Annotated in this window: 27 protein-coding genes and 1 pseudogene; 8 read left to right on the top strand and 20 right to left on the bottom strand. The window is 58.5% G+C overall.

Annotation, left to right across the window (positions count from 1 at the left end; genetic code table 11):
* Positions 1–32: 32 nt before the first annotated feature.
* Complete coding sequence (gene phaR / locus AC1DCP_RS11990; protein WP_065688704.1) at positions 33–608, bottom strand: polyhydroxyalkanoate synthesis repressor PhaR; 576 nt, start codon at positions 606–608, stop codon at positions 33–35.
* 241 nt (positions 609–849) lie between these two features.
* Between phaR and AC1DCP_RS11985 the strand changes: the two genes are divergently transcribed.
* The 4 genes from AC1DCP_RS11985 to bfr all read left to right on the top strand — a co-directional run bounded on the left by AC1DCP_RS11985 (position 850) and on the right by bfr (position 3,906).
* Entirely contained in the window at positions 850–2,028 is a 1,179-nt protein-coding gene (locus tag AC1DCP_RS11985) for an acetyl-CoA C-acetyltransferase (RefSeq protein ID WP_038492527.1), read from the top strand.
* A gap of 127 nt (positions 2,029–2,155) precedes the next feature.
* Positions 2,156–2,881, top strand: a complete 726-nt coding sequence (phbB, locus tag AC1DCP_RS11980; RefSeq protein ID WP_065688705.1) for an acetoacetyl-CoA reductase — start codon at positions 2,156–2,158, stop codon at positions 2,879–2,881.
* Between the two features lie 262 nt (positions 2,882–3,143).
* A complete protein-coding gene (locus AC1DCP_RS11975) occupies positions 3,144–3,455 on the top strand; it encodes a (2Fe-2S)-binding protein (protein ID WP_013636971.1) in 312 nt (103 codons plus the stop codon).
* Positions 3,421–3,906 (top strand): bacterioferritin, encoded by a 486-nt coding sequence (bfr, locus tag AC1DCP_RS11970; protein ID WP_003516472.1) that lies wholly within the window; start codon positions 3,421–3,423, stop codon positions 3,904–3,906. Before AC1DCP_RS11975 ends, bfr begins: the two co-directional genes overlap by 35 nt.
* Before the next feature lie 48 nt (positions 3,907–3,954).
* On the opposite strand, the gene AC1DCP_RS11965 is transcribed toward bfr, so the two are convergent.
* The 14 genes and pseudogenes from AC1DCP_RS11965 to rplU form a co-directional block, all read right to left on the bottom strand.
* A complete protein-coding gene (locus AC1DCP_RS11965) occupies positions 3,955–4,467 on the bottom strand; it encodes an RNA pyrophosphohydrolase (RefSeq protein WP_013636972.1) in 513 nt (170 codons plus the stop codon).
* 58 nt (positions 4,468–4,525) lie between these two features.
* Positions 4,526–5,725, bottom strand: a complete 1,200-nt coding sequence (locus AC1DCP_RS11960) for a divergent polysaccharide deacetylase family protein (RefSeq protein WP_476774297.1) — start codon at positions 5,723–5,725, stop codon at positions 4,526–4,528.
* Positions 5,726–5,788: 63 nt separating this feature from the next.
* Positions 5,789–7,114, bottom strand: a complete 1,326-nt coding sequence (locus tag AC1DCP_RS11955; protein ID WP_003516467.1) for a S41 family peptidase — start codon at positions 7,112–7,114, stop codon at positions 5,789–5,791.
* The gene (locus tag AC1DCP_RS11950) at positions 7,104–8,510 is read right to left on the bottom strand and encodes a murein hydrolase activator EnvC family protein (RefSeq protein WP_065660031.1); all 1,407 of its coding nucleotides are present in this window, start codon (positions 8,508–8,510) and stop codon (positions 7,104–7,106) included. Before AC1DCP_RS11950 ends, AC1DCP_RS11955 begins: the two co-directional genes overlap by 11 nt.
* 160 nt (positions 8,511–8,670) lie before the next feature.
* Entirely contained in the window at positions 8,671–9,153 is a 483-nt protein-coding gene (gene rlmH, locus AC1DCP_RS11945) for a 23S rRNA (pseudouridine(1915)-N(3))-methyltransferase RlmH (RefSeq protein WP_003516464.1), read from the bottom strand.
* A gap of 158 nt (positions 9,154–9,311) precedes the next feature.
* A pseudogene (rsfS, locus tag AC1DCP_RS11940) lies at positions 9,312–9,756 on the bottom strand (ribosome silencing factor).
* Between the two features lie 94 nt (positions 9,757–9,850).
* A complete protein-coding gene (locus AC1DCP_RS11935; RefSeq protein WP_075807713.1) occupies positions 9,851–10,435 on the bottom strand; it encodes a nicotinate-nucleotide adenylyltransferase in 585 nt (194 codons plus the stop codon).
* A 42-nt stretch (positions 10,436–10,477) separates the two neighbouring features.
* Entirely contained in the window at positions 10,478–11,764 is a 1,287-nt protein-coding gene (locus tag AC1DCP_RS11930) for a glutamate-5-semialdehyde dehydrogenase (RefSeq protein ID WP_065688707.1), read from the bottom strand.
* Positions 11,757–12,926: a glutamate 5-kinase gene (gene proB, locus AC1DCP_RS11925; protein ID WP_065688708.1), complete on the bottom strand. Its 1,170-nt coding sequence runs from the start codon at positions 12,924–12,926 to the stop codon at positions 11,757–11,759. Before proB ends, AC1DCP_RS11930 begins: the two co-directional genes overlap by 8 nt.
* Positions 12,923–13,990: a GTPase ObgE gene (gene obgE, locus AC1DCP_RS11920; RefSeq protein ID WP_003516456.1), complete on the bottom strand. Its 1,068-nt coding sequence runs from the start codon at positions 13,988–13,990 to the stop codon at positions 12,923–12,925. The genes proB and obgE overlap by 4 nt, the downstream gene beginning before the upstream one ends.
* A gap of 168 nt (positions 13,991–14,158) precedes the next feature.
* On the bottom strand, positions 14,159–14,749 hold the full coding sequence (locus tag AC1DCP_RS11915; protein ID WP_025594658.1) for a GNAT family N-acetyltransferase: 591 nt from the start codon (positions 14,747–14,749) through the stop codon (positions 14,159–14,161).
* Positions 14,746–15,378: a GNAT family N-acetyltransferase gene (locus tag AC1DCP_RS11910; protein WP_003516453.1), complete on the bottom strand. Its 633-nt coding sequence runs from the start codon at positions 15,376–15,378 to the stop codon at positions 14,746–14,748. Before AC1DCP_RS11910 ends, AC1DCP_RS11915 begins: the two co-directional genes overlap by 4 nt.
* Positions 15,379–15,509: 131 nt before the next feature.
* Positions 15,510–15,779, bottom strand: a complete 270-nt coding sequence (rpmA, locus tag AC1DCP_RS11905) for a 50S ribosomal protein L27 (RefSeq protein ID WP_003492686.1) — start codon at positions 15,777–15,779, stop codon at positions 15,510–15,512.
* A 40-nt stretch (positions 15,780–15,819) separates the two neighbouring features.
* On the bottom strand, positions 15,820–16,134 hold the full coding sequence (gene rplU, locus AC1DCP_RS11900) for a 50S ribosomal protein L21 (RefSeq protein ID WP_003516451.1): 315 nt from the start codon (positions 16,132–16,134) through the stop codon (positions 15,820–15,822).
* Between the two features lie 328 nt (positions 16,135–16,462).
* On the opposite strand from rplU, the gene AC1DCP_RS11895 reads away from it, so the two are divergent.
* Entirely contained in the window at positions 16,463–16,903 is a 441-nt protein-coding gene (locus tag AC1DCP_RS11895; protein WP_003516449.1) for a metallopeptidase family protein, read from the top strand.
* Positions 16,904–16,924: 21 nt separating this feature from the next.
* Here the strand turns inward: AC1DCP_RS11895 and AC1DCP_RS11890 are convergent, their stop codons facing one another.
* Both AC1DCP_RS11890 and AC1DCP_RS11885 read right to left on the bottom strand, forming a co-directional pair.
* Complete coding sequence (locus tag AC1DCP_RS11890; RefSeq protein ID WP_003505258.1) at positions 16,925–17,131, bottom strand: DUF1737 domain-containing protein; 207 nt, start codon at positions 17,129–17,131, stop codon at positions 16,925–16,927.
* Positions 17,128–18,039, bottom strand: coding sequence for an HpcH/HpaI aldolase/citrate lyase family protein (locus AC1DCP_RS11885; RefSeq protein ID WP_162696131.1), 912 nt, complete (start codon positions 18,037–18,039; stop codon positions 17,128–17,130). Before AC1DCP_RS11885 ends, AC1DCP_RS11890 begins: the two co-directional genes overlap by 4 nt.
* A 109-nt stretch (positions 18,040–18,148) precedes the next feature.
* Here AC1DCP_RS11885 and AC1DCP_RS11880 point away from each other — a divergent pair, with 109 nt between their 5' ends.
* The 3 genes from AC1DCP_RS11880 to leuB all read left to right on the top strand — a co-directional run bounded on the left by AC1DCP_RS11880 (position 18,149) and on the right by leuB (position 20,487).
* Entirely contained in the window at positions 18,149–18,379 is a 231-nt protein-coding gene (locus AC1DCP_RS11880) for a hypothetical protein (RefSeq protein WP_112153247.1), read from the top strand.
* A gap of 165 nt (positions 18,380–18,544) precedes the next feature.
* A complete protein-coding gene (gene leuD, locus AC1DCP_RS11875) occupies positions 18,545–19,150 on the top strand; it encodes a 3-isopropylmalate dehydratase small subunit (RefSeq protein ID WP_025594665.1) in 606 nt (201 codons plus the stop codon).
* 224 nt (positions 19,151–19,374) lie between these two features.
* Positions 19,375–20,487, top strand: coding sequence for a 3-isopropylmalate dehydrogenase (gene leuB / locus AC1DCP_RS11870; RefSeq protein WP_112153248.1), 1,113 nt, complete (start codon positions 19,375–19,377; stop codon positions 20,485–20,487).
* Here the strand turns inward: leuB and AC1DCP_RS11865 are convergent.
* The 3 genes from AC1DCP_RS11865 to cobA form a co-directional block, all read right to left on the bottom strand.
* Positions 20,468–21,718 carry a cytochrome-c peroxidase gene (locus AC1DCP_RS11865; protein WP_112153249.1) on the bottom strand — a complete coding sequence of 417 codons (1,251 nt, stop codon included), beginning with the start codon at positions 21,716–21,718 and terminating at the stop codon, positions 20,468–20,470. The two genes, leuB and AC1DCP_RS11865, sit on opposite strands and share 20 nt — an antisense overlap.
* A 123-nt stretch (positions 21,719–21,841) precedes the next feature.
* Complete coding sequence (locus tag AC1DCP_RS11860) at positions 21,842–23,158, bottom strand: cobyrinic acid a,c-diamide synthase CobB (RefSeq protein WP_320187520.1); 1,317 nt, start codon at positions 23,156–23,158, stop codon at positions 21,842–21,844.
* The gene (gene cobA / locus AC1DCP_RS11855) at positions 23,155–23,943 is read right to left on the bottom strand and encodes a uroporphyrinogen-III C-methyltransferase (protein WP_476774296.1); all 789 of its coding nucleotides are present in this window, start codon (positions 23,941–23,943) and stop codon (positions 23,155–23,157) included. The genes AC1DCP_RS11860 and cobA overlap by 4 nt, the downstream gene beginning before the upstream one ends.
* Between the last annotated feature and the right edge of the window lie 58 nt (positions 23,944–24,001).

Genomic DNA, 24,001 nt, shown 5'->3' with positions numbered 1-24,001 from the left:
GAGGGGTCTCACCCGAAATGCTCCAGCCTCCTTCAGAGCTGATCGAGTTTTTGCTGCAATGCGCGCAGCTGCGACTTCAGCTCATCGATTTCGGATGCATTCGGCTTGCGCGTTTCCTTGGGCGCCTGCGGCATTGCAAAAGGCGTGAACCCCTGCATTGCCTGCCGGAACAGTTCCGTATTGCGGCGGATCTGCTCTTCCATCATTTGCAGTGGAGCCTGGAAATTCCGGGCAAGCGACCCGTCACCGAACGCCTTGGTCATATGCTCCTGCATCTGGCTCTGCTGATCGGAGAAGGTTTTCATCGAATGTTCGAGAAATGTCGGAACGACCATCTGCATCTGGTCACCGTAATAGGAGATCAACTGCCGCAGAAACGCCGTTGGCAAAAGCGTATTGCCGGTTTTGGCTTCCTGTTCAACAATAATCTGCGTCAGAACCGCATGGGTGATGTCTTCGGATGATTTAGCGTCCTGAACCTTGAAGTCCTCGCCGCGTTTAACCATCTGCGCCAGATCATCCAGCGTCACATAGGTGCTGGTTCCGGTGTTGTAGAGCCGCCGGTTGGCATATTTTTTAATGATTGTTTCGCCGTCGTGTTTTGCCATGCCCGCCTCCTCGCGATGATGGTATTTTCTTGTTTTTTGGTGTTATTGCTCTTCCCGCGCGAAGTGTATGCGCAAAACAAGCCTCGTGACAAATGTTTTGTGCATCGCAACAGTTTGTTTTTTGCGCAGCAATTTTCCGCAAGATTCCGGCTTGATTTAGCAACATCTTTTAAAGCAACTTTCGGCATTTGACTTGTATTCAAAGCTTTGCCAGTCTCCGCCCGCAAGTGAGGAGAAACATATGACGCCTTCAATCGTGATTGCCAGCGCTGCGCGCACTGCCGTCGGTTCTTTCAATGGTGGCTTTGCCAATACGCCCGCCCACGAGCTTGGGGCAACCGTCATCAACGCCGTCCTGGAGCGCGCCGGTGTCGCAGCCCATGAGATCGATGAGGTCATCCTCGGTCAGGTGTTGACGGCAGGCGAAGGGCAGAACCCGGCGCGGCAGGCGGCAATGAAAGCCGGCATTCCGCAGGAAGCAACCGCCTTCGGCATCAATCAGCTATGCGGTTCCGGCCTGCGCGCTGTCGCACTCGGCATGCAGCAGATCGTTACCGGCGACGCGGCCATCATCATTGCCGGCGGGCAGGAATCCATGTCCATGGCGCCGCATTGCGCCCATTTGCGCGGTGGCGTGAAGATGGGCGATTTCAAGATGATTGACACCATGCTGAAAGACGGCCTGACGGATGCCTTTTACGGCTACCACATGGGCATAACCGCCGAGAACATCGCCCGGCAATGGCAGCTTTCCCGTGATGAACAGGACCAGTTCGCTGTCGCATCGCAAAACAAGGCCGAAGCCGCGCAGAGCGCCGGCCGTTTTGCAGATGAGATCGTGGCTTTCTCGGTCAAGGGCCGCAAGGCAGATATTATCATCGATGCTGACGAACACATCCGTACCGGTGTTTCGCTGGAAACCATGGCAAAGCTGCGCCCCGCCTTCGACAAGGAGGGCACGGTAACGGCCGGCAACGCCTCCGGCCTCAATGATGGCGCTGCTGCCACACTTTTGATGTCGGAGCAGGAAGCGGCAAAGCGCGGTATCAAACCGCTGGCGCGCATCGCCTCCTGGGCGACGGCGGGTGTCGATCCGCAGATCATGGGAACCGGCCCCATCCCCGCCTCACGCAAGGCGCTGGCCAAGGCAGGCTGGTCGATCGGCGATATCGGCCTCGTTGAGGCCAACGAAGCCTTTGCCGCCCAGTCCTGCGCTGTCGTGCGTGAGCTTGGTCTTGATCCTGATATCGTCAACGTCAATGGCGGTGCGATCGCCATCGGCCATCCGATTGGCGCATCCGGCGCCCGTGTGCTGAACACGCTGATTTTCGAGATGCGCCGCCGCAACGTATCGAAGGGCCTCGCAACGCTCTGCATCGGCGGCGGCATGGGTGTTGCCATGTGCATCGAGGCGCTCTGAAAACCGCCGTGCGGCCTTCCAAAAAGCAATTCCGGTTCAGCGGCCAATAGGGTAGAAGCGGTCTCCCATTGGCCGCATTTCTGTGGCCGTTGAGCACGGCTAAAATAGTTCAGGAAATGGAGGCCATATGAGCCGGGTTGCGTTGATTTCGGGCGGGACAAGCGGCATAGGCGCAGCAATAGCCCGCGCCTTGCAGGCAGCCGGCTACCAGGTGGCCGTCAACTACGCCTTCACGACCGATAGGGCAGAGGCCTTCCAGAAAGAAACCGGCATACCCGCGTTTCAGTGGGACGTGCGAGACTATGATGCCTGCGCAAAAGGCATAGCCCAGGTTGAAGAGGTCTTCGGCCCCGTCGAGGTACTCGTCAACAATGCCGGCATCACCCGCGATGCGATGTTTCACAAGATGACACCGCAGCAATGGCGCGAGGTGATCGACACCAACCTCACCGGCGTCTTCAACATGACGCATCCCGTCTGGCCGGGTATGCGCGACCGCGGCTTCGGTCGCATCGTCAATATTTCCTCCATCAATGGCCAGAAGGGCCAGGCTGGCCAAGTCAACTATTCCGCCTCAAAGGCTGGCGATATCGGCTTCACCAAGGCGCTCGCCCAGGAAGGCGCAAGCCGCAACATTACCGTCAACGCCATCTGCCCCGGTTACATCGGCACGGAGATGGTGAGGGCTATACCGGAGAAAGTGCTGGCCGAGCGGATCGTGCCGCAAATCCCGGTCGGGCGCCTGGGCGAACCGGAAGAAATCGCGCGCTGCGTTCTGTTTCTCGTGTCGGACGAGGCTGGTTTCATAACCGGCTCCACGATGACCGCAAATGGCGGGCAATATTTCGCCTGAGATCGGGACCCCTTCTAACGGGAAGGAAGCAGGTAAACTTTTCGTGATATCCGCCCTGGTAATATCGCCACGCACAAAAACTTGATCGAAAAATACCGCAATATAGGAACTGCTAAACTAATGAAAATACGACAGTTTTCGTATAGTTTAGAATGAATCCAGAGTTCACTTTCGGATATCCTCGGAGGTTTTTCTTGACAGTGGGTGTCCTGTTTTGGTTTAAGAACGAAAACAACGTGTTGCGTCATACAGGCAGTCGATCATGCTGGTTTGCAGCTGCAATTACATCACCGACCACGATATCCGGGACGTCATTAACGAGCTCCTTGATGAGGACTGTTGGCAGCTTATCGTTCCGGCAAAAGTGTATCATGCCATGGAAAAACGTGGCCGCTGCTGCGGCTGTTTCCCGACTGTCGTCGACCTGATCATACAGACAACCGAAGAATATCACGCCCGTCGCCACTCGACGGAAGCAGATGTTTTTGATTTTATGTCCCGCTTGAAGCGATTCCATGAAGAGAACAGGAGAGCGGACATTGAAAGGCGACACAAGAGTCATCGAGCGGCTTAACGAAGCCCTTTTTCTAGAACTCGGTGCGGTAAACCAGTATTGGCTTCACTACCGACTTCTGAATGACTGGGGCTACACCAAGCTTGCAAAGAAGGAGCGTGCGGAATCCATCGAAGAGATGCAGCACGCCGACAAGATCATCGATCGTATCATTTTCCTGGAAGGTCATCCCAACCTCCAGACCCTGGCTCCCCTGCGCATCGGTCAGAACGTCAAGGAAGTGCTCGAAGCCGATCTGGCGGGCGAATATGACGCACGGACGTCCTACAAGAAATCGCGCGACATCTGTTCCGAGGCCGGAGACTATGTCTCGATGAAGCTCTTCGAAGCACTGCTGATCGACGAGGAAGGTCACATCGACTTCCTTGAGACCCAGCTCGAACTGCTCGGCAAGATCGGTGCGGAAAAATACGGCCAACTCAACGCCGATTCCGCCAACGAAGCAGAATAAGCTTTCGCAATCGACCAAAGAAAAGGCGGCCAGTGGCCGCCTTTTTTATTACTTGCCGGCAAGGTGCCGGAATTCCGCAACCACTTTCTCGTAGACCGCGCGCTTGAAGGGCACGATGAGCTCTGGCAGGCTTTCCATCGGCTTCCAGTCCCAGGCGTCGAATTCAGCCGTATGCCCTGTTGGAGGTGGGTCGATCTGGATTTCGCTTTCGTCGCCATCGAAACGGAAGGCAAACCAGCGTTGCGCCTGCCCGCGATACTTGCCTCTCAGGCCGATGCCGATCAGTTCGGGCGGCAGATCATAATGGATCCAGTCGCTCGCTTCCGCCAGCAACGTCACCGTTTTCATCCCCGTCTCTTCGTAAAGTTCGCGAATGGCGGCCGTCAAAGGCCGTTCACCGTCATCGATGCCGCCCTGCGGCATCTGCCACAATTGCGGTGAACCGTCATATTCCGAATTGCCTTCCCTGATGCGCCGGCCGGCCCAGACAAGGCCTTCGGCGTTCAGAACCATAATCCCCGCACAGGGACGGTAAGGCAAATCTTCTGCTTTGATTGTCATTGGAAACCCGCACTGTCTGCGCGCCGAAAAGGCGCTAAGGAATGGCCGCGCAGAAGGTTTACTGCCCCGCCTGCTGCGAAACAAGCGCAGAAACACCAACGATCTCGATACCGCGGCCGCCCGCCTCCCGCGACCACTTCGAGATTGCAGCGATGCTTTCGTCAAAAGCCGAGGCAACGCCGATCGCCTGACCGTTACGTCGCGCGATCCGCTCCAATTCGTCCAGCTTGCGCAGGATAGTGGCTTCGGTGACCTCACCGTCAAGCAGAACATCGGCAAAGCCCTGCGGCGCGGAAATGGCTTTGGCAATCCCGCCGCTCAGCGACTGCGCCGAAGAGGCATCGTCCAGAAAAAGCAGCCCGCGCTTGCCGATATCGCGCATGACCGGCTCCAGCGCCGCCTGCTCGGAAAGGAAACGCCCGCCGAGATAATTCATGATGCCAGTATAATTGGTAATTTTCGCCATGGAGCGATGCAGCCGGTCGATATTGACCTTCGCGGGATCGCCCGCCAGCAGCGTGTCCGGGCCGGGATTGGTGCCGGGATACCCGAAGGGCTCCAGCGGTATCTGGAGAAGGATTTCATGCCCCTCACGGCGCGCTTCCTGCATCCAGCGCTGCAGGCTGTTGCCGCTTGCAGCAAAACCGAGCGTCACCTCCGGCGGCAGTTCCCGGATCGCCTTTTGCGAACCCGTCTGGCTGAGGCCGAGACCACCGACCACGATCGCCACCCGGGTGCCGCGTGCGCCGGACCATGGCCGGGCATATTGCTCCATCGGCCGCAAACCATCGGCACCGACGACCGGCAATCTGCCGAATGCGGTTTCTTCCAGCAATGCATCATTCGGCCGCGTGGCCATGCGCGGATCCTGACCGTAGGTCTGGCCGMTCATCAGCACCGGTCCGTCGCTGTCACGGGGGCGAGGAGAATAGACCGATACCACATTGCCATCCGGCATCGTCGCCCGATTTATATTGGCGCCGGAGCGGCCGCTTTCCGGCTTCAGACCAGCCGTGTCGTTGGGATCCGCCACATCGGCTGCTGCTGTTTTCGGAGCATCTTCGGGGAGCTGGGGCTGGGTGTCCGGCCCGGAAGCCGTCTTCTGCAGATTGCCGGGCGACAGGGCCGTATAGACGGAAAGCCCGCCGATCGTCAGAACTGCAAGCGCGGACAGAACCATAATGACGGAAAAGCGCCGGTTGATACCGGCGCTTTTTTTCTGTCGACCCAGAAGCGGTTTTCGCAGGTCAGAAGGCAATGAACGATCCGTCCAAACGGTTAGGCAATCGAGAAAATGCGCCGGCTGGCCGGCGCATCCATCTTACTGCTTGTTGACCACAGCCTTGTCCGGGTTCGGCGGGAACGACGGATCGGTCTTGGCACCGCGCAACAGATCCAGCGCATAATTCAGCTGGATATCGTCCTTGGCTTCCGGCGGAACGTAAGCGGAAGAACCCGAACCTTCGTCCGTTTCGCTCTGGCCCTTTATATGGCCGGTCAGGCTGGATTCACCTTCGGTCGTAACACGGCCCTGCAATTCCGGCGGCAGCGGCTGTTCGACCTTGATATCAGGCGTAATGCCCGTGCCTTGGATCGATTTGCCAGACGGTGTGTAATAAAGCGCCGTGGTCAGACGCAGCGCGCCGGCCTCGCCGAGCGGGATGATCGTCTGGACCGAGCCCTTACCGAAGGAGCGCGTGCCGACCACAGTCGCGCGACGCAGATCCTGCAGCGCACCGGCGACGATTTCAGACGCCGAAGCAGAGCCACCGTTGATGAGCACGATAACCGGCTTGCCATCGGTCAGATCGCCAGCCGTTGCATTGAAGCGACGGGTCTCGTCCGGGTTACGGCCACGGGTCGAAACGACTTCGCCACGCTGGAGGAAGGCGTCGGAAACATTGATCGCCTGATCGAGCAGACCACCGGGGTTGAGACGCAGATCGAGCACGTAGCCCTTCAGCTTGTCAGCCGGCACATCCGTCTTGATCTTCTTGATCGCCTTTTCGAGATCGTCATAGGTCTTCTCGGTAAATGAGATGACGCGGAGATAACCGACATCGCCCTCGACACGGGACTTGACCGCACGTACGGCAATGACATCACGCATGACGGTGAATTCGAGCGGTTTGTCGGCGCCCTGGCGGATGATCGTCAGCTTGATCGGCGTCTTGACCGCGCCGCGCATCTTCTCGACCGCCTGCTCCAGCTTCAGACCGCGAACCGGCGTACCGTCGATTTCCGAAATATAGTCGCCAGCAAGAATGCCTGCGCGCGAAGCCGGCGTGTCGTCCATCGGCGAGATGACTTTGACCAGTTCATTTTCCATGGTCACTTCAATGCCGAGACCGCCGAACTCACCCTTGGTCTGGGTGCGCATGTCGTTGGCGTCCTTGGCATTCATGAAGCTCGAATGCGGATCAAGCGAGCTGAGCATGCCGTTAATGGCATTTTCGACCAGCTTCTCGTCATCCGGCGGCGTCACATATTGCGCACGCACACGTTCGAACACGTCGCCAAAGATTGACAGTTCCTTATAGGTCGAAGGCCCGGCCGCCTGTGCCGGCATGCTCGCCGAATAAATCACACTCATCGCCGTGGCGCCCATAAGCCCACCGATAAGGAGAAGCGAAACCTTACGAATCATTGTGCGCCCTTCCGGTATTTTTTGCGGTCCACCAAGGTTGGGAATCAACCGGCACACCATCTTTCCTGAACTCAATGTAGAGCGTTGGCCGGTCGGTTTCCAGCGCCAATGCTGCTGCACTCGCTACTCTTTTTGCACCCATGGAGGCGATTGGCTCTCCGGAGAACACAAACATTCCCTGCCGTGTCCTCACATTGTCCATTCCCGTCATGACCACATGGTATCCGTCACCCGTATTGAGGATGATCATTCGGCCGTAACTGCGAAAATCTCCGGCAAATACAACAAAGCCGTCTGCGGGTGCCGTCACGATGGCCTCAGGTCCGGTCGCGACGACAATTCCCTTGGAAAAGTGGCCCGTACCATCCGCATCGCCGAACCGGCGCAACACATCTCCAGCCACCGGCAGGTCCAGCTTTGCCTTCAAACTCGCGAAGGGATATGCGGGCGCAATACGGTTTTTATCGGGCATTCCCGCCTCGGCTGCGGCACGCTCCTTCTCACGTTCCGCTTCGGAAAGACGGGCCACGCGCTGCTCTTCCGCACGCGCCCTTTCCATAGCTTCCCGCACCGAACTGATCTCACTTTCAAGCGAACCGACCAGACCCTCGAGGCTGGTCGCCTTGCTTGCAAGCTCCTCGGATCGCTTGCGTTCCGCCTCCAGCGCCGCGGCCGTCTGCGAATTTCTGCGGTCGTTTTCAGCAAGCAGCAGGTCGAGGCGTTTTTCCTCTTCCAGACTTGCCGTCATCATACCCGTAAGATCGTCCTTTTCGCGAGCGATTGCCTGCCTGACGTCGGTCAATTCTTTGAGAGCAGAAACCAGCTTGTCGGTCTCACCGCGAATGCCGGGCACGACGGCGCCGAGAAGAATGGCGCTGCGCACCGAAGCCAGCGCATCATCAGGCGAAACGAGAAGGGCGGGGGGAGGGTTTCTGCCCATACGCTGCAGCGCCGCCAGAACCTCCGCCAGCACACCACGCCTCTCGCGCAGGGATGCCTTGACGCCATCTTCGCGGACCGAAAGCTTGGCCAGACGATCCTCGCCATCGCTGATCTTGGTTTCCAGCGCCTTGCGGCGCGCAGCCGACGCTATCAGCTCGTCGCGGATACGGGCGCTATCCTGATTAAGGGAAGCAATGCTTTCCTCGAGATTTCGGGTCTTGTCTTCCGAAAGTCCGATGCTGTCGACCAGCTCCTCCAGATCCTGGCGGTTCTGATCACGGCGCTTTTCCAGCGTCTGAAGCGCCTCCGGCGACGAATCACCCTCACCAGCAGGCGCAGCACCCGCATCATCGCGCGAAAAGGCGCGTTCAACGGGGGAAATCCCCAGGACAAGGACAGCGAAAACCGCGCCCGCAAGGGCAGCGTGGCGTTTTCGTTGAGACCTCTTGTCCATTTGAACTTTCTTTGACGCCGAAGCAGGAGCGCCGATATTAGGGATTTTGCCCCAATCTTCCAAGAGGCCAGAAACAGGCTGGCTGCAAAGCCTTCCACGCCTTTCCGTCTCGCGAAGCTTCATGTTGAAATTGAGACAATTTTCCACATGAAGATCACGCTCAAACGCGATGATAGGGATGACCGGAGAGGATGGTGACGGCGCGGTAAAGCTGTTCGGCGATCAGAATACGAACGATCTGGTGCGGCCATGTGAGCTTGCCGAGATTAAGAACGGCCGCCGCTCTGTCGTAAAGTGCAGGATCTAGGCCGTCGGCGCCACCAATCGCGATCACGAGGTCGCGCTTGCCGCTATCACGCAGATCGCCAAAAAACGAGGCAAAGGCCGGGCTATCCAGCGCCTTGCCGCGCTCGTCCAGCAGCACGAGCACGGTACCATCAGCCAGATGTTTTTCCAGCATCGCCGCTTCTTCGCGCTTGCGCGTCTCCGCGTTCGATGCCCGGCTTTCCGCGACCTCGATCACGCGCGAAAACTCCAACCCGATCGCCGGGCCGGTCTTGGCAAGGCGTTCGATATAACGGGTCGCAAGATCCTTTTCTGGGCCGGATTTCAGCCGTCCCACCGCAAAAATCGAAATCCGCATCGCAAACCTGCATCCATCGTGACCCAACAGGGTCACGCTCTTAACAGCATAGCCCACGGATTCCTATGCGGCCGGCTTTCTTTCCGACCACACACATCGACCCGAAATCAAAAATGATATTCGGGAGGCCCGATGTGCGACGTCAAAGGCTCACCGCATCAATGCAGCGTGTCTTCCGGCATTTCCGGCGTCGCCCACATTTTTTCAATGTTGTAGAAGACACGGATTTCCGGACGGAACACATGAACGATGATATCGCCGGTATCGATCAGCACCCAATCTCCGGTCTCGAGACCTTCGACGCGGGCGCTTCCAAACCCTTCATCCTTCATATCCTTGAGAAGATGCTCGCAGATCGCCGAGACATGCCTGTTCGATCGCCCGGAGACCACCACCATGTAGTCCGCAAGCGCCGATTTTCCGGCAATGTCGAGAGATACGATATCTTCAGCCTTGGAGTCCTCGAGGCTCGCGAGGACGGTTTCGAGGGCGTGGTCGGCGGCATCGGCGCCACTGTCCTGACCCTTCGGGATAGCAACAAATGCTCTTCCCTTGGCGTGTACTGTTGTCAGAGGTTTTCCCTTTCCAAGAATGACAAAACAGGCACTGGCGACGCGAATCTGTGCGTCACTAGATTAAGGTGGCACCAAAGCATTAACTTTTCAAGATATGGAGCCTTCAACGGCTGTCGCATACATCATTTGTGATTATTGCGGAGCGCCGTCGAACTGAGCGTCGAACGCGGACCATGGATAAAGACCCAGGCAGGCGCCTTTTTTTTCCACAAAACACCCGCATCATCCTCATCGATCCGCGCCTGGCTATAGGCCTGCGCCATGGTGGAGGAGAGGTAGGAGAGGGTGGAACCCGGCCGGTCGATCACCGCAATCGGAAAGGTCTCGGCGATCCTTCGCCATTGTTGCCAGCGATGGAAGCTTTTCAGATTGTCGGCTCCCATGATCCAGATGAAGCGAACATGCGGATTTTTTGCTTTCACCTTGGCAAGCGTATTGGCCGTGTAGCTGATCCCCAGCGATTTTTCAAAAGCCGTCACCTTGATGCGGGGATCGCTGACCAGCCTTTCGCAGGCAGCGATACGATCCTCCAGAGACGCCAGTTCCGAGCGGCTTTTCAGCGGATTGCCTGGCGTCACCATCCACCAGAGCTGGTCTAGACCCAGCCTGCGAAGCGCTATTTCGGCAACAAGGGCATGGCCGGCATGCGGCGGATTGAAGGAGCCGCCAAACAGCCCGACGACCATGCCGCGCTCCGCATGCGGCATGGTGAGATAACGTCTATCGAGGCGTGTTTCGACCAGCAACTATCAGGTCCGCGTCTGACCGGTGCCATGCACGCGGTATTTGAACGACGTGAGCTGTTCGACACCAACCGGGCCGCGTGCATGCATCTTGCCAGTGGCGATGCCGATTTCCGCACCCATTCCAAATTCACCGCCATCGGCAAATTGCGTGGAAGCGTTATGCAGCAGAATGGCCGAATCGAGTTCGTTGAAGAAACGCTCGACCACCGCTGGGTCCTCGGCGATCACCGCCTCCGTGTGGTTGGACGAATAGGTGCTGATGTGGTCGATCGCGCCGGAAATACCGTCCACGACAGCAACCGAAATGATCGCATCGAGATATTCGGTGCGCCAGTCATCTTCGGTTGCGGCTTTCAAGCCCTCGACAACATTACGCACGGCCTGCGAACCGCGCACTTCACAACCGGCCTCGATCAGGCCCTTGACGAGCGGTTCAAGATGCGTGGCAACAACAGCGGCATCCACCAGCAATGTTTCCGCCGCGCCGCAAATGCCGGTGCGGCGCATCTTGGCATTCACGACGATGCGTTTCGCCATGTCGAGATCGGCCGATCCGTCGACATAGATATGGCAAATACCTTCCAGATGCGCAAAGACCGGAACCCGCGCCTCAGACTGCACCCGCGCAACCAGGCTTTTGCCGCCGCGCGGCACAATCACGTCAACCGCGCCATTCAATCCACCAAGAAGCGCGCCCACGGCAGCGCGGTCGGTGACCGGCACCAGCTGGATAGCGTGCTCGGGAAGACCGGCGATCTTCAGGCCCTCGACGAGGCAGGCATGGATAGCACGCGATGAATGTTGCGAATCCGAGCCGCCGCGCAGGATGACCGCATTGCCCGCCTTGAGGCAGAGCGCTCCGGCATCTGCCGTCACATTCGGGCGGCTTTCGTAAATCACGCCGATGACGCCAAGCGGCGTGCGCACGCGCTCGATCTTCAGACCGTTCGGGCGATCCCAGGCGGCAATAACTTCGCCAACCGGATCAGCCAGCGCGGCAACCGAGCGGATGCCTTCGGCGATACCGGCGATCCGCGAATCGTCAAGCGTAAGCCTGTCGATGAAGGAAGCGGCAAGGCCGCTATTATCCGCCGCCGCCAGATCTTTCCTGTTGGCGGCAAGGATCGTTTCCCTCGACGCCTCGATGGCGGACGCCATGGCGAGAAGCGCACGGTTTTTCTGATCCGTACCTGCTATGGACAACGGTCGCGAAGCAGCTTTTGCCTGTGCACCGATGGTCATCATCAGTGCATCAATATCATGGCTCTGCTTCACGGCCTGTTCAGGCATGGACCTCATCCTTTTCACTATTTTTAACTTTCACGGCGGCACCCGTCATTACCAGATCGTCGCGATGGATCATCGCCGCACGCCCGACATAACCAAGGATCGCCTCGATCTCGTTCGACTTGTGACCGATGATAAGACGCGCCTCTTCCGCATCGTAGCCTGCAAGGCCGCGCGCGACCTCTCGGCCTTCGACGCCGATAATGGCAATCGCATCGCCGCGTCCAAAATTGCCCTTCACCACCCGCACGCCCGCGGGAAGCAGGCTTTTACCGGCATAGAGCGCTTTTTCCGCACCCGCATCCACATGAATCTCACCTGCCGGCTGCAACTGACCGGCAATCCAGGTCTTTCGCGCCGTCACCGGTGTGCCTGATGGCGCAAACCACGAGGAGCGGGCGCCGTTTTCGATGGCCTTCAACGGATTGAGCGTCTTGCCGGAAGCGATGATCATGCCGCAACCGGCAGCGGTCGCGATCTTGCCGGCATCGATCTTGGTACGCATGCCGCCGCGTGAAAGCTCGGAAGCCGCACCGCCTGCCATGGCCTCAATCTCGGGCGTAATATCTGCAATCGTCTCAAGGAACTTCGCATCCGGATCAAGATGCGGCGGAGCCGTGTAAAGCCCGTCAATATCAGACAGCAATACCAGAAGATCGGCACCGGTCATGGTGGCCACGCGGGCGGCCAGACGGTCATTGTCGCCGTAGCGGATTTCGGTGGTTGCCACCGTGTCGTTTTCATTGATGATCGGAATGGCACCGATCTTCAGCAGCTGGTTGATGGTGGCGCGCGCATTGAGGTAACGGCGGCGCTCCTCGGTGTCGGACAGCGTCAGCAGAATCTGGCCAGCGACGATCTCATGCCGCGACAGGCTTTCCGACCATGCCCGCGCCAGAGCGATCTGGCCAACGGCCGCCGCTGCCTGGCTTTCCTCCAGCTTTAATGCGCCGGAGGGCAGACCGAGCACCGTGCGGCCGAGCGCGATGGCACCAGAAGACACCACCTGAACATCTGCGCCGTTTTTCTTCAGCGCAGCGATGTCCTCGCAAATGGCGTCGAGCCAATCTTTCTTCAGCCCGCTTTTCCGGTCCACCAGAAGTGCCGAACCGATCTTGATAACGATCCGGTGGTGGCTACCCAGCGGTTTGCGGGTGAGGCTCATAGGCGATCGTCCTCTTCCTCGGCCTCGCTATCCACAGGCATTGAGCGGTCGGGAAGGGCAGTCTCGCCGCCATTGCTTGCCGAGACGATGATATCGCGAAGGGCGCGCAGCGCCTCCGTCATACCGATGTGGGCAGCGGCAGACAGAAGGAGCGGAGGACGGCCGCAGGCCTTTTCCAGTTCCTTTGCCTTCTTTTTCAGTTCTTTTTCGTCCAGCACGTCGATCTGCGAAAGCGCCACGATTTCTGGCTTGTCGGTCAGCCCGCCACCATAGGCATCCAGTTCGGCCTTAACAGTCTTATAGGCCTGCCCGACCTTTTCTTCCTGCGCGGAGACGAGATGCAGAAGCACACGGGTGCGCTCCACGTGGCCGAGGAAACGGTCGCCGATGCCCACACCCTCATGCGCGCCTTCGATCAGGCCGGGAATATCGGCCAGCACGAATTCACGGCCGTCAATGGTCGCGACGCCGAGATTCGGATGCAGGGTCGTGAAAGGATAATTGGCAATCTTTGGCCGCGCACGCGTCACGGTCGCGAGGAATGTCGACTTACCTGCATTTGGCAGACCAACGAGACCGGCGTCAGCGATCAGCTTCAAGCGAAGCCAGAGCGTCTTTTCTTCGCCCGCAAGGCCCGGATTGGCATGGGTCGGCGCCTGATTGGTCGAAGACTTGAAATAGGCGTTGCCGAAACCGCCGTTACCGCCAGCGGCAAGACGAAAACGCTGGCCTTCCTTTGTCAGGTCGACGATCAGCGTCTCGTTGTCTTCCTCGAAAATCTGCGTGCCGACAGGCACTTTCAGAACCACGTCGGAACCCTTGGCGCCGGTGCGGGTCTTACCCATGCCGTGCTGTCCGATCGAGGCCTTAAAATGCTGCTGGAAGCGGAAGTCGATCAGCGTGTTGAGACCGTTGACCACCTCGATCCAGACGTCGCCGCCGCGTCCGCCATCGCCGCCATCAGGGCCGCCGAACTCGATGAATTTTTCGCGTCGGAAGGAAACGGCGCCCGCGCCGCCATCACCGGACTTGATATAGATTTTTGCTTCATCGAGAAATTTCATCGGACTGCCGTTCTGTCGGTTTGCGGGCACATCAGCTCAAGGCGTTGTGCCAAACAAAAATATCGTCGTTTCGAATACAAGCGCTTCTCCACAAGGTCAAAGACTATCGTGCGGGAAGCGCCTGCGTGAGACAAGGCCGGTTTGCGGCAACCGGCCTTGTTTTGATTGTCAGCGGTGCTGCGGAACGAAATCCTCAGCCGTGATCGCCGTATCGATATGCGCCACCATCGCAGCACGCGCCGTGGCGTAAATCTGGTGGCAGCCGGTCACCCGGAAGCCCAGTTTTTCCTGCACGCGCAGCGAAGCCGGATTATCCGCAAACACACCGGAATGGAGAACCACACCGGGCATGCGGCGGAAGAACCGCTCGACCACGGCGGCCACCGCCTCGGTCATGTAACCCTTGCCCCAGTAGAACCGGTTCAGCCAGTAGCCGAGATGCCACTCGCCGTGCCGCAATTCGACCGAGACGACGCCGATGAGTGTATCGTCACCGCTTGTGATGGCGAAATCCCAATCGGGCAGGGTGCCTGAAGTGCGCAGGACCAGCCATTCCAGCGCATCCTGTCGATGATACGGCGCGGGAACACGGGCCAGCATCCTGGTCACGGCAAAATCGCCAAGCGACTCCGCAATGCTGCCAGCATCGGAAAGCCGCTGCGGACGCAGCACCAGACGCGACGTCTCGATGACCGGGCAGGGGCCGGGCGGCGCGACCGTCGCAGTTGCACGGTGACGGGTAAGCTCGATCGTGCTCATCCCATGTCCCCCCAGCTCTTCAGCGAAACCCAGGTCTTGCGGTCCAGCCTGTACCATTCTACCGGTACCATGCCACCCAATGCCAGCGAACCGACCATGCCGGAGCCCTGGAACTGGAAACCGCACTTCTGGATGACCCGGCGCGAGGGGATGTTGGTGACCCGGCAGCGGGCATCGATCTGGTCGATTTCACGCGTGCGGAAGGCCATGTCGATCAGCGCATGCGTGGCTTCGGTCATGTAGCCCCGGTTCCAGTAGGGTTCCCCCAGCCAGTAACCAATTTCCAGCGTCTTTTCGTCTTCCTGCGGTTCAAGCGCGCAGCAACCCAGAAACTCGCCATTGTCCATGCGGGTAATCGCATAGACGCACTTGCCGATCTCGCCAGCATTGGTGCGTCGCACGAAGTCCGCGGCGTCTTTGGCCGTGTACGGGTGCGGCATACGCGACACCATGGTCGCGATATTGGCATTGTTGGCAAGATGGGCAAGGGCGTCGATGTCTTCTTCGTGAGGCTTGCGTAAAACCAGCCTCTGCGACAGTAAAACGGGGCAATCGCTCCTCGACCGATCGGGCCTCGGCCGCTCTTCGGGTGACCGTGATTGGTCAACCCTCAACAATTCAGCTTGCATGGTTCAGTCCCTCCTGGGGGTTAAAGAAAAAGGGGAGTTGGGTGGTGCCCCATCTCCCCTGTTTTCTTGACTGAACCTGATACGTCTCAGCCGGGTCGATGGGACACCGGCTGCATATGACGCTTACCGGCTTATTCTGCGGCTTCCGCTTTCGGGGCCACGGATACGAATACGCGGCCGTTGGCCTTCGTACGGAAGTTCACGTTACCTGCGGTCAGTGCGAAAATCGTGTGGTCCTTGCCGATGCCAACGTTGGCGCCCGGATGCCACTGGGTTCCGCGCTGACGCAGAATAATGTTGCCTGGAATGACAGCTTCGCCGCCGAACTTCTTTACGCCAAGGCGCTTGGATTCGGAATCGCGACCGTTACGCGATGAACCGCCAGCTTTTTTGTGTGCCATTGGAGTTCTCCTTTAAACCTTGTTTCCCGTGTCGCGCCTATCAGGCAGCAACGATGTCCGTGATGCGGACGACAGTGTGATGCTGACGATGGCCGCGCGAACGCTTGGAGTTCTGACGACGACGCTTCTTGAAGGCGATGACCTTCTTGCCGCGATTGTGCTCGACAACTTCAGCCTTGACGATGGCACCCTTGACAAAGGGAGCACCGAACTGAGCGTCGGCGCCTTCGCCGATCACGAGAACTTCGGTGAATTCTACGGTTGCGCCTGCCTCTGCTTCCAGCTTTTCGATGGTCAGCACGGCATCGGCCGCTACGCGGTACTGCTTACCGCCGGTCTTGATGACTGCGAACATTTGTTATCCTTTCATGTTCGTTCCGGCTCTGCCCGCCAAAGCAAGCTGGCCGTCTTTTTATCAGTCGGAGTAGCGGAAATCCGTCAGGACTGAATGCCCTTTTGAAAGTCTGCCGGTGAAGCCGCCTTTGAGGGGCGGAATAAACAGAAGGCGCAATACGCCATCAATTTGGGTGCGAATTACGCGAGACATCAGTTTATGTCAAGATGACGGATGTTTGAAAAGTAACTCTAACGCCAAGAATTTCATGCTTTTTTGGCAAGCGAAGCAGTCAGGTCTCGAAATTTGCGCAGCAAGTGTTTATATGGGCCTTCAACAAGGAGCAGAAATGGCCCGCATAGACCAGACCGACGATTGGCGGGACCGCCATGCGCCGACACTTTCCGCCTTCGAGTCGCTTGCGATCGAGGCATATGGCCACCTGCCAGAAGAATTCCGTGCGTTGACCAAGGATCTCGTCATCGAGATCTCGGATTTCCCGACAGACGAAGTGTTCGAGGACATGGCGCTCGAAACACCGTTCGACCTGTTGGGATTGTTCGAGGGGCGCGGTATCTCCGAACGTTTCACCATGGAAACCGGCGAGATGGTGAACCGCATCACGCTTTATCGCCGCCCCATTCTCGACTATTGGGCCGAGAATGAGGAAACGCTGGGCGACATCATCACCCATGTCCTCATCCACGAGATCGGCCATCACTTCGGCCTGTCGGATGACGACATGGAGCGGATCGAGGAAAGCGCCGACGAGGCCGCGGCGGAGCGCTGAGCCCGCCGACAGCCACGCTTCTTATTGCTCGCCGAGCTTCATATCCGGGTGGTATTCCTTGCCCTCGACCACCTTGGTCACGGCCTGGCCGCAATGCATGACACCGCTTGCGGCGTTGAAGGCGTAGCTGGGCGAACCGGCAAGTTCCCACCCCTTGTTCAGAGCTTCGGTGACCCGGTGACAGAACTTCGCGTCATCGGGACCTGTAATGAAACGATAGACCTTCACGTCTTTTGCGCCTTTCGTTGTGTGATGATATCGGCCATGGCAACCAGCCTTTCGGCTTGGCTCACATGCAGCCGTTCGATCATCCGCCCGTTCATGTTGATGACGTTCAATTCCACAGATTCGGGTTTTGCGAAAGCGTAAATAATCGCCCTGGCTTCAGCGACAGCGGCCTCATCGGGGCCGAAGTGACGATTGGCGGGCTCGATCTGGGCCGGGTGGATCAGCATCTTGCCATCGAAGCCCATGGCGTGGCCCTGCTCGCACTCGGTGCCAAAAGCCGCGATATCGCGAAAATCATTCGACACGCTATCGACGACATCAAGCCCATAGGCGCGGGCGGCAAGCACCACCTGCATCATCCATGGCACGAGGTAGGTTCGCCCGGGCACGGAAGGAACCCGTGTCTCCTTGCGCAGATCGTTCAGCCCGAGGACGAAAGCGGCAAGCCGTCCATCAGGCGTATGGGCAGCGTCAGCAATGGACGCTGCGTTCAACACACCGAGCGGCGTCTCGATCATCGCCCAGATTTTCAAGCCCTGGGGCGCATCGGCCTCCGCCAGAAGGTCGGCCACATCGTGAATATCGGCGGGCTGCTCTACCTTCGGTAATAATACCGCATCCGGCCGGCAGGAAAGCACGAGCTTTAAATCCTCCATACCATCCGGCGTTGACAGCGGATTGATACGGATAATGATCTCGCGTCCCACAAAGGGCGCATCCGAAAACAGCCTGCCCAGATTCTCTCGCGCCGCGCCCTTCACATCGGGTGCAACGGAATCCTCCAGATCGAGAATAACCCCATCGCAATCGAGATCGCGGATTTTTTCGAGCGCCCTGACATTGATGGCCGGAACCGATAGCAGCGAACGGCGCGGTCTCACAGGAATATTTTCGAAAAAATTAGTCATGCCGCACTTGTGTCAAGCTTTTGTGACATCTGCAACACGACAATCCACTGAATCCTCTTGCAAGCCGGAAGAAGAAGGCCCACATTCGTCTGGAAAGAAAGGTTGAATCATGCAAGGCATCCGTTCATTTTTCATTGCCGCATCCGGCATCGCACTTCTGGCTTTGGTGGCTCTGTTTACCGCCTCGCTTACGGTCGCTTTTATCGGCGTGCTCGCCGTTCTCAGCGCTGCCCGTCTGCTTTCGGCGCGTGTGAAGCCGGCACCCATTCCGGTCAAGCCCCGCAACCAGCGCGACATGCGCGTCTGGAACGACGGCAAAGGCACGATCATCGATCTCTGAGATCGTTAATCCTGTCAAAATGCGAGAACGCTGCACGCGGCGTACCGAAGAATGCGGGTTTGCGCTTCTAAAGCGATCCGTTTTGCAGTATTTCCCGACAGAAAATATCCGGCGGGCGTCAGTCCACGCCGGATTTTGTGACCAGGGAAACACGGGAAGCGACAGATGGAAAAATTCACCAAGCTGACGGGCGTTGCTGCGCCCATGCCGGTCGTCAATATCGACACCGATATGATCATTCCCAAAGACTATCTTAAGACCATCAAGCGCACGGGTCTTGGCACTGGCCTTTTTGCTGAGTCACGTTATCTCGAAGATGGCTCGCCCAATCCCGATTTTGTGCTGAACAAGCCCGCTTACCAGAACGCCCAGATCCTCGTCGCGGGCGATAATTTTGGCTGCGGCTCCTCGCGCGAACATGCACCATGGGCGCTTCTCGATTTCGGCATCCGCTGCGTGATCTCCACCAGCTTCGCCGATATCTTTTATAACAACTGTTTCAAGAACGGCATCCTGCCTGTCGTCGTCAGCCCCGAGAATCTCGAAAAGCTGTTGGACGACGCATCGCGCGGCTCGAACGCCGTTCTGTCCATCGATCTGGAACGCCAGGAAATCAGCGGCCCTGATGGCGGCACGATCACCTTCGAGATCGATGAATTCAAGCGCCATTGCATGCTGAACGGCCTCGACGACATCGGCCTGACACTTGAGCATTCCGGCGCTATCGACACGTTCGAAAAGGCAAATGCCTCGGTCCGCCCCTGGGCCTGACCGCAATTCTATCCTCTTTTAAAAGCCGATCCGGTACAAAACCGTACCGGATCGGCTTTTGCTTTGCTTGAAAAGCCGTTGAGGCGGGGATAAGAAGCCCCCGATCCCGTTCGGCTGGCGATAGACTTGTGAGGCGGCAGGACGGAAACGAGTTTGACGCCGCGCTCGCCGCAATAGAAAACCCTTCATGATGGTTTCCGGCGCGCCGCCCAAGGAGGGTTCTCATGACAGTCCGCACGCTTTTCCTTCTGCCCGGTGACGGTATCGGCCCCGAGGCCATGGCCGAAGTCCGCAAGCTGATCGACTATATGAACAGCGCGAAAAATGCCGGCTTCACCACGCAGGAAGGCCTGGTCGGCGGCTCCGCTTATGATGCCCATGGCGTCGCGATTTCCGACGCAGATATGGAAAAGGCCCTTGCCGCCGATGCGATCCTGTTTGGCGCCGTGGGCGGCCCAAAGTGGGATGGCGTTCCCTACGAACACCGCCCGGAAGCCGGCCTGCTTCGCCTGCGCAAGGATCTCGAACTTTTCGCCAACCTGCGCCCCGCCATCTGCTACCCGGCACTTGCCGAAGCCTCCTCACTGAAGCCGGAGCTGGTAGAGGGTCTCGATATCCTCATCGTCCGCGAATTGACGGGCGGTGTCTATTTCGGCGAGCCCAAGCAGATCATCGACCTCGGCAACGGCCAGAAGCGCGGTATCGACACGCAGATCTACGACACCTTCGAGATCGAGCGCATCGCCAGCGTCGCTTTCGAACTGGCACGCACGCGCGATAACCGCGTCTGCTCCATGGAGAAGCGCAACGTCATGAAATCTGGCGTTTTGTGGAACCAGGTCGTCACCGAAACCCACGCTGCGAAATACAAGGACGTTCAGCTGGACCATATGCTGGCCGATGCCGGCGGCATGCAGCTGGTGCGCAAGCCCAAGCAGTTCGACGTGATCGTGACCGACAACCTCTTCGGCGACATGCTTTCCGACGTCGCTGCCATGCTGACGGGCTCGCTCGGCATGCTGCCGTCGGCATCGCTTGGTGCACCGGATGCCAAGACCGGCAAGCGCAAGGCCATGTACGAGCCGGTGCACGGTTCGGCACCTGACATTGCCGGCAAGGGCATCGCCAACCCCATTGCCATGATCGCGTCCTTCGCCATGTGCCTGCGCTATTCGTTCAACATGGTAGATGAGGCAACGAAGCTCGAAACTGCAATTGCGAACGTGCTCGACAAGGGCATCCGCACCGCCGACATCATGTCCGACGGTTCCCGTCAGGTCAGCACCTCCGAAATGGGTGACGCGGTTCTCGCAGAATTCAAGGCGCTTTCGGCGTAACACTCACCGAAACCGGTTGGGCAGGCGGCACGGTCGCTTGCCCATCTTCCTTTGGCAAAAGATGTTCATATCTTTTGTCAGTCAGCGTCTTCAAAAAGGCGACGATGGCGTCCACACGCTTGTCGTCCAGCGCCGGTGCGGAAGTCAGCTCTGTCATGGCGATATTATCAGGCACTTCCGGCGCATCCCAGGTTTTACCCGTTTCAGGGTTGATCTGCCGGCTGGGTTTCTTGCTTTTGTATTTCACGTAAAACAGCACCACCGTGCGCAGATCCTTAAACACGCCATTGTGCATGTAGGGACCAGTGACAGCGACGTTGCGAAGGGTAGGCACCTTGAACTTGCCGCGCTGAGCCGGATCGCCGGCCACGGCGGGATTTTGCGCCAATCCGAGATCGACCGCATCCGGCTTGGAGCCGTTGACTGCCCTGACCGACGTGTTGGCCGGAACACCGATGTTGAAATATTTGTGGTTGGTGAAGAGGCCGTCTTCCAAACCCTTGGCGCCACGGATTTCATGGCAGGTATTGCAATTGGTGAACTGTGTCGAGGAGATCAGAACCCGGCCCAGCTCCTCCTGATCGGTCAGCTTTTCTTCGCCGCGCAGGAAACGGTCATACCTGGAATCGAAGGTGGAGAATTCATCGGAACGCTCGAAGCTCGCCAGCGCCTTGGTCATCGCAGCAAAGGCGCCTTCGTCACTCTGGAAAACATCGCTGCCGAACTGTGTGCCGAACGCCGCAACATAATCAGGGTTTTCCTTGAGCCGTTTGACGACAGAGGCTTTATCCGGCATGCCCATTTCGATCGGGTTGAGCGGTGGTCCACCCGCCTGGTCTTCCAGCAGGGAGGCACGACCGTCCCAGAATTGCCCGCCGACATACTCTCCCGCAGCGTTCCTACCGAATGGCGGCGTGAACCGGGCATAGGCTGCAGTCGGCGCATTACGGTCGCCCAACGACATCCCGTCATCGCCGAGAGAGACGTCCCGGCCGACCTTGTCGCTTTCGCGCGCATCGGAAAAACCCGCCGCCTGCATATGGCAGGTGGAACACGCCATCGTGCGGTTCATGGAAAGATTGGCATCATCGAACAGCGCAGCGCCGAGTTTTTCAAGCGTTGCATAATCTTCGCCGCCATGAGCCTGCATTTGACCAGCACCGATCTCGAGCGGAACCGGTATCATGGCCACGGCAAGGGCGGCAGAAATGAATAGGCGCAGTCTTTTCATTGAAATAGCGTTTCGGAAACTCGGGACGACAGTGGCTATATAGCACTTACCTATCGCACCAGACTACAAACTTTCGCAGCCCGCTCCACTTTGACGCAACCCCGCATCCGGACGCCAAATTGCTTACCCGGCTTTGGCTATCGCGTGGAAGAAAGTGCCTGAAACAAGACCCCGCCTGCCACCGGAGGGGCCGAGCGGACGACCCTGCCCCTCAGCAATCTGAGCGAAAGGCTCATCGTGACCCGGATCGATGACACGCGCATAGTGAAACTCGTGACCGCGCAGAACCTCGCCCGCCTTGCCCAGCGGCCCATCTGCCACGATTGCAGCCTGCCGGTAACCGAGGTTCATCTTGCGCGTGGCGAAACTGGTGGCATGTGACAGAAGCCCGGTCATGGCATGGGTGACACCATCGGCATCTTCCAGCGCCGCTCCCAAAACCATATAGCCGCCGCACTCGCCATGCACCGGCTTCGTCTCGGCAAAACGGACAATCCCCGCTTTAAACCCGGCAGCATCGGCAAGCCTTCCAGCGTAAAGTTCGGGATAACCACCTGGCAGCCAGCAAATGTCACAGGTCTCATCGGGCGCCTCGTCGGCCAGCGGTGAGAAGGGCACGATCTCCGCCCCCGCTGCATGCCAGTGGTTCTTGAGGTGCGGATAAAGAAAGGTGAAAGCCGCGTCGTCTGCAAGCGCGATGCGCTGGCCGGGCGGCGCAATCGCTGCCTCCACCGAGCCGGAGGGCACATCTACAGGCGCAGCGAGCGAAAGCAAGGCATCGAGATCAATGGACCTTTCCATCGCATCCGCCAGCCGTTCTATATGCGCGTCGATTTCCGGATGTTCGCTGGCCTGCACCAGGCCCAGATGCCGTTCCGGCAGGATGAGTGACGGATCACGCAGGACGCATCCTGCGACAGGCAGACCGATTTTTTCGATGGCCTCCGTGCACAGCGTCCGGTGTCTTTCGCTGCCGGCGCGGTTCAGCACCACCGCCGCCATGGTGACAACAGGATCATAGTGGGCAAAACCATAGGCAACAGCAGCGGCTGTCTGCGATTGACCCGACACATCCAGCACCAGCAGCACGGGAATGCCGAACAGCCGGGCCAGATCCGCCGCAGAACCAGTGCGGTTTTCCGCCACGGGGATGCCGTCGAACAGGCCCATGGCGCTTTCGATCAAAACGAGGTCAGCACCATCAGCCTGTTGCAACAACAGGTGTCGAAGCAATTCCGGCTGCATGGCCCAGCTGTCGAGATTGAGACCGGATGTGCCGGTGGCGAAGGCATGGAAGCCGGGGTCGATATAATCCGGCCCCGTCTTGATGCCGCGCACCTTGATGCCGCGCCGGGCAAAGGCCCTGAGCAAGCCGATTGTTACGCTGGTCTTGCCAGAACCAGAGCGCGGTGCGCCGATGATGATCGCCCGTGTGGTCATAAGGTCGGCACCCCAAGTCGGTCGCGCATCGAAACGATCTCACCAATAACGATCAGCGCCGGCGCCTCGAATTTTTCCCGTTTTGCATCGTCAGCTATGCTTTCCAGTGTGCCGATGAAAATACGTTCCTGCGCGGTCGTTGCCGACATGATGACGGCGACCGGCGTCTTGCCCGAACGACCGCCCTGCATCAGAAGACCCGCGATCGAGCCTATGTTCTTAAGCCCCATATAAAAGACAATGGGTTCCTGTGTCTTCGCCAGTGCCAGCCAATCCAGATCCTCTTCGGTCCCGGCGGCATGGCCGGTGGCAAGCGTGACAGCGCGGCTGATACCGCGCATGGTGGCGGGAATGCGCGCTGAAGCAAGGGCTGCAAGCGACGAGGTCATGCCCGGCAAGATACGAAATGAGATGCCGGCGCGGACAAGCGCCTCCGCCTCTTCGCCGCCACGCCCGAAAATAAACGGATCGCCACCCTTAAGCCGCAACACCTTCTTACCCTGTCGGGCGAGATCAATCAGGGAGGCGGTGATGTCGTCCTGCGTTGCCGACGGCTTGCCGCCGCGCTTGCCGGCAAACACGATTTCAGCCTGAGGCCCCAGGGAAACGACATCGTCGCTTACCAGCGCGTCGCGCACGATCACATCGGCCTGCGAAAGCGCGAGCGCGACTTCGAGCGTCAGATAACGCACATCGCCCGGACCCGCGCCTGCGAGCCAGACATGCCCGGACTCAAAGACCGGACCTTTTGCGGCGATGCTGTTCAAAACCTGCGCTATCGACATTCTTCTCGGCTGCTTTTTTAACGATGACGGAAATAGCCGTCCCGGCTATAGGAATTCA

This window comes from Agrobacterium sp. 10T429 (genome assembly GCF_056393925.1).
This window is presented reverse-complemented; position numbering and strand designations above follow the sequence as displayed.

Excerpts from the sequence above, each read along its gene's own strand:
- AC1DCP_RS11950 (WP_065660031.1), bottom strand. The coding sequence starts at position 8,510 with ATGGACAAGAGGTCTCAACGAAAACGCCACGCTGCCCTTGCGGGCGCG.
- rpmA (WP_003492686.1), bottom strand. The coding sequence starts at position 15,779 with ATGGCACACAAAAAAGCTGGCGGTTCATCGCGTAACGGTCGCGATTCC.
- rplU (WP_003516451.1), bottom strand. The coding sequence starts at position 16,134 with ATGTTCGCAGTCATCAAGACCGGCGGTAAGCAGTACCGCGTAGCGGCC.
- AC1DCP_RS11965 (WP_013636972.1), bottom strand. The coding sequence starts at position 4,467 with ATGACAATCAAAGCAGAAGATTTGCCTTACCGTCCCTGTGCGGGGATT.
- rlmH (WP_003516464.1), bottom strand. The coding sequence starts at position 9,153 with ATGCGGATTTCGATTTTTGCGGTGGGACGGCTGAAATCCGGCCCAGAA.
- cobA (WP_476774296.1), bottom strand. The coding sequence starts at position 23,943 with ATGTCGATAGCGCAGGTTTTGAACAGCATCGCCGCAAAAGGTCCGGTC.
- AC1DCP_RS11915 (WP_025594658.1), bottom strand. The coding sequence starts at position 14,749 with ATGAGCACGATCGAGCTTACCCGTCACCGTGCAACTGCGACGGTCGCG.
- AC1DCP_RS11935 (WP_075807713.1), bottom strand. The coding sequence starts at position 10,435 with ATGCCGCATGCGGAGCGCGGCATGGTCGTCGGGCTGTTTGGCGGCTCC.
- AC1DCP_RS11930 (WP_065688707.1), bottom strand. The coding sequence starts at position 11,764 with ATGCCTGAACAGGCCGTGAAGCAGAGCCATGATATTGATGCACTGATG.
- phbB (WP_065688705.1), top strand. The coding sequence starts at position 2,156 with ATGAGCCGGGTTGCGTTGATTTCGGGCGGGACAAGCGGCATAGGCGCA.
- proB (WP_065688708.1), bottom strand. The coding sequence starts at position 12,926 with ATGAGCCTCACCCGCAAACCGCTGGGTAGCCACCACCGGATCGTTATC.
- leuD (WP_025594665.1), top strand. The coding sequence starts at position 18,545 with ATGGAAAAATTCACCAAGCTGACGGGCGTTGCTGCGCCCATGCCGGTC.
- leuB (WP_112153248.1), top strand. The coding sequence starts at position 19,375 with ATGACAGTCCGCACGCTTTTCCTTCTGCCCGGTGACGGTATCGGCCCC.
- AC1DCP_RS11975 (WP_013636971.1), top strand. The coding sequence starts at position 3,144 with ATGCTGGTTTGCAGCTGCAATTACATCACCGACCACGATATCCGGGAC.
- AC1DCP_RS11955 (WP_003516467.1), bottom strand. The coding sequence starts at position 7,114 with ATGATTCGTAAGGTTTCGCTTCTCCTTATCGGTGGGCTTATGGGCGCC.
- AC1DCP_RS11910 (WP_003516453.1), bottom strand. The coding sequence starts at position 15,378 with ATGCAAGCTGAATTGTTGAGGGTTGACCAATCACGGTCACCCGAAGAG.
- AC1DCP_RS11985 (WP_038492527.1), top strand. The coding sequence starts at position 850 with ATGACGCCTTCAATCGTGATTGCCAGCGCTGCGCGCACTGCCGTCGGT.
- obgE (WP_003516456.1), bottom strand. The coding sequence starts at position 13,990 with ATGAAATTTCTCGATGAAGCAAAAATCTATATCAAGTCCGGTGATGGC.
- AC1DCP_RS11885 (WP_162696131.1), bottom strand. The coding sequence starts at position 18,039 with ATGACTAATTTTTTCGAAAATATTCCTGTGAGACCGCGCCGTTCGCTG.
- AC1DCP_RS11865 (WP_112153249.1), bottom strand. The coding sequence starts at position 21,718 with ATGAAAAGACTGCGCCTATTCATTTCTGCCGCCCTTGCCGTGGCCATG.
- AC1DCP_RS11880 (WP_112153247.1), top strand. The coding sequence starts at position 18,149 with ATGCAAGGCATCCGTTCATTTTTCATTGCCGCATCCGGCATCGCACTT.
- AC1DCP_RS11860 (WP_320187520.1), bottom strand. The coding sequence starts at position 23,158 with ATGACCACACGGGCGATCATCATCGGCGCACCGCGCTCTGGTTCTGGC.
- phaR (WP_065688704.1), bottom strand. The coding sequence starts at position 608 with ATGGCAAAACACGACGGCGAAACAATCATTAAAAAATATGCCAACCGG.
- AC1DCP_RS11895 (WP_003516449.1), top strand. The coding sequence starts at position 16,463 with ATGGCCCGCATAGACCAGACCGACGATTGGCGGGACCGCCATGCGCCG.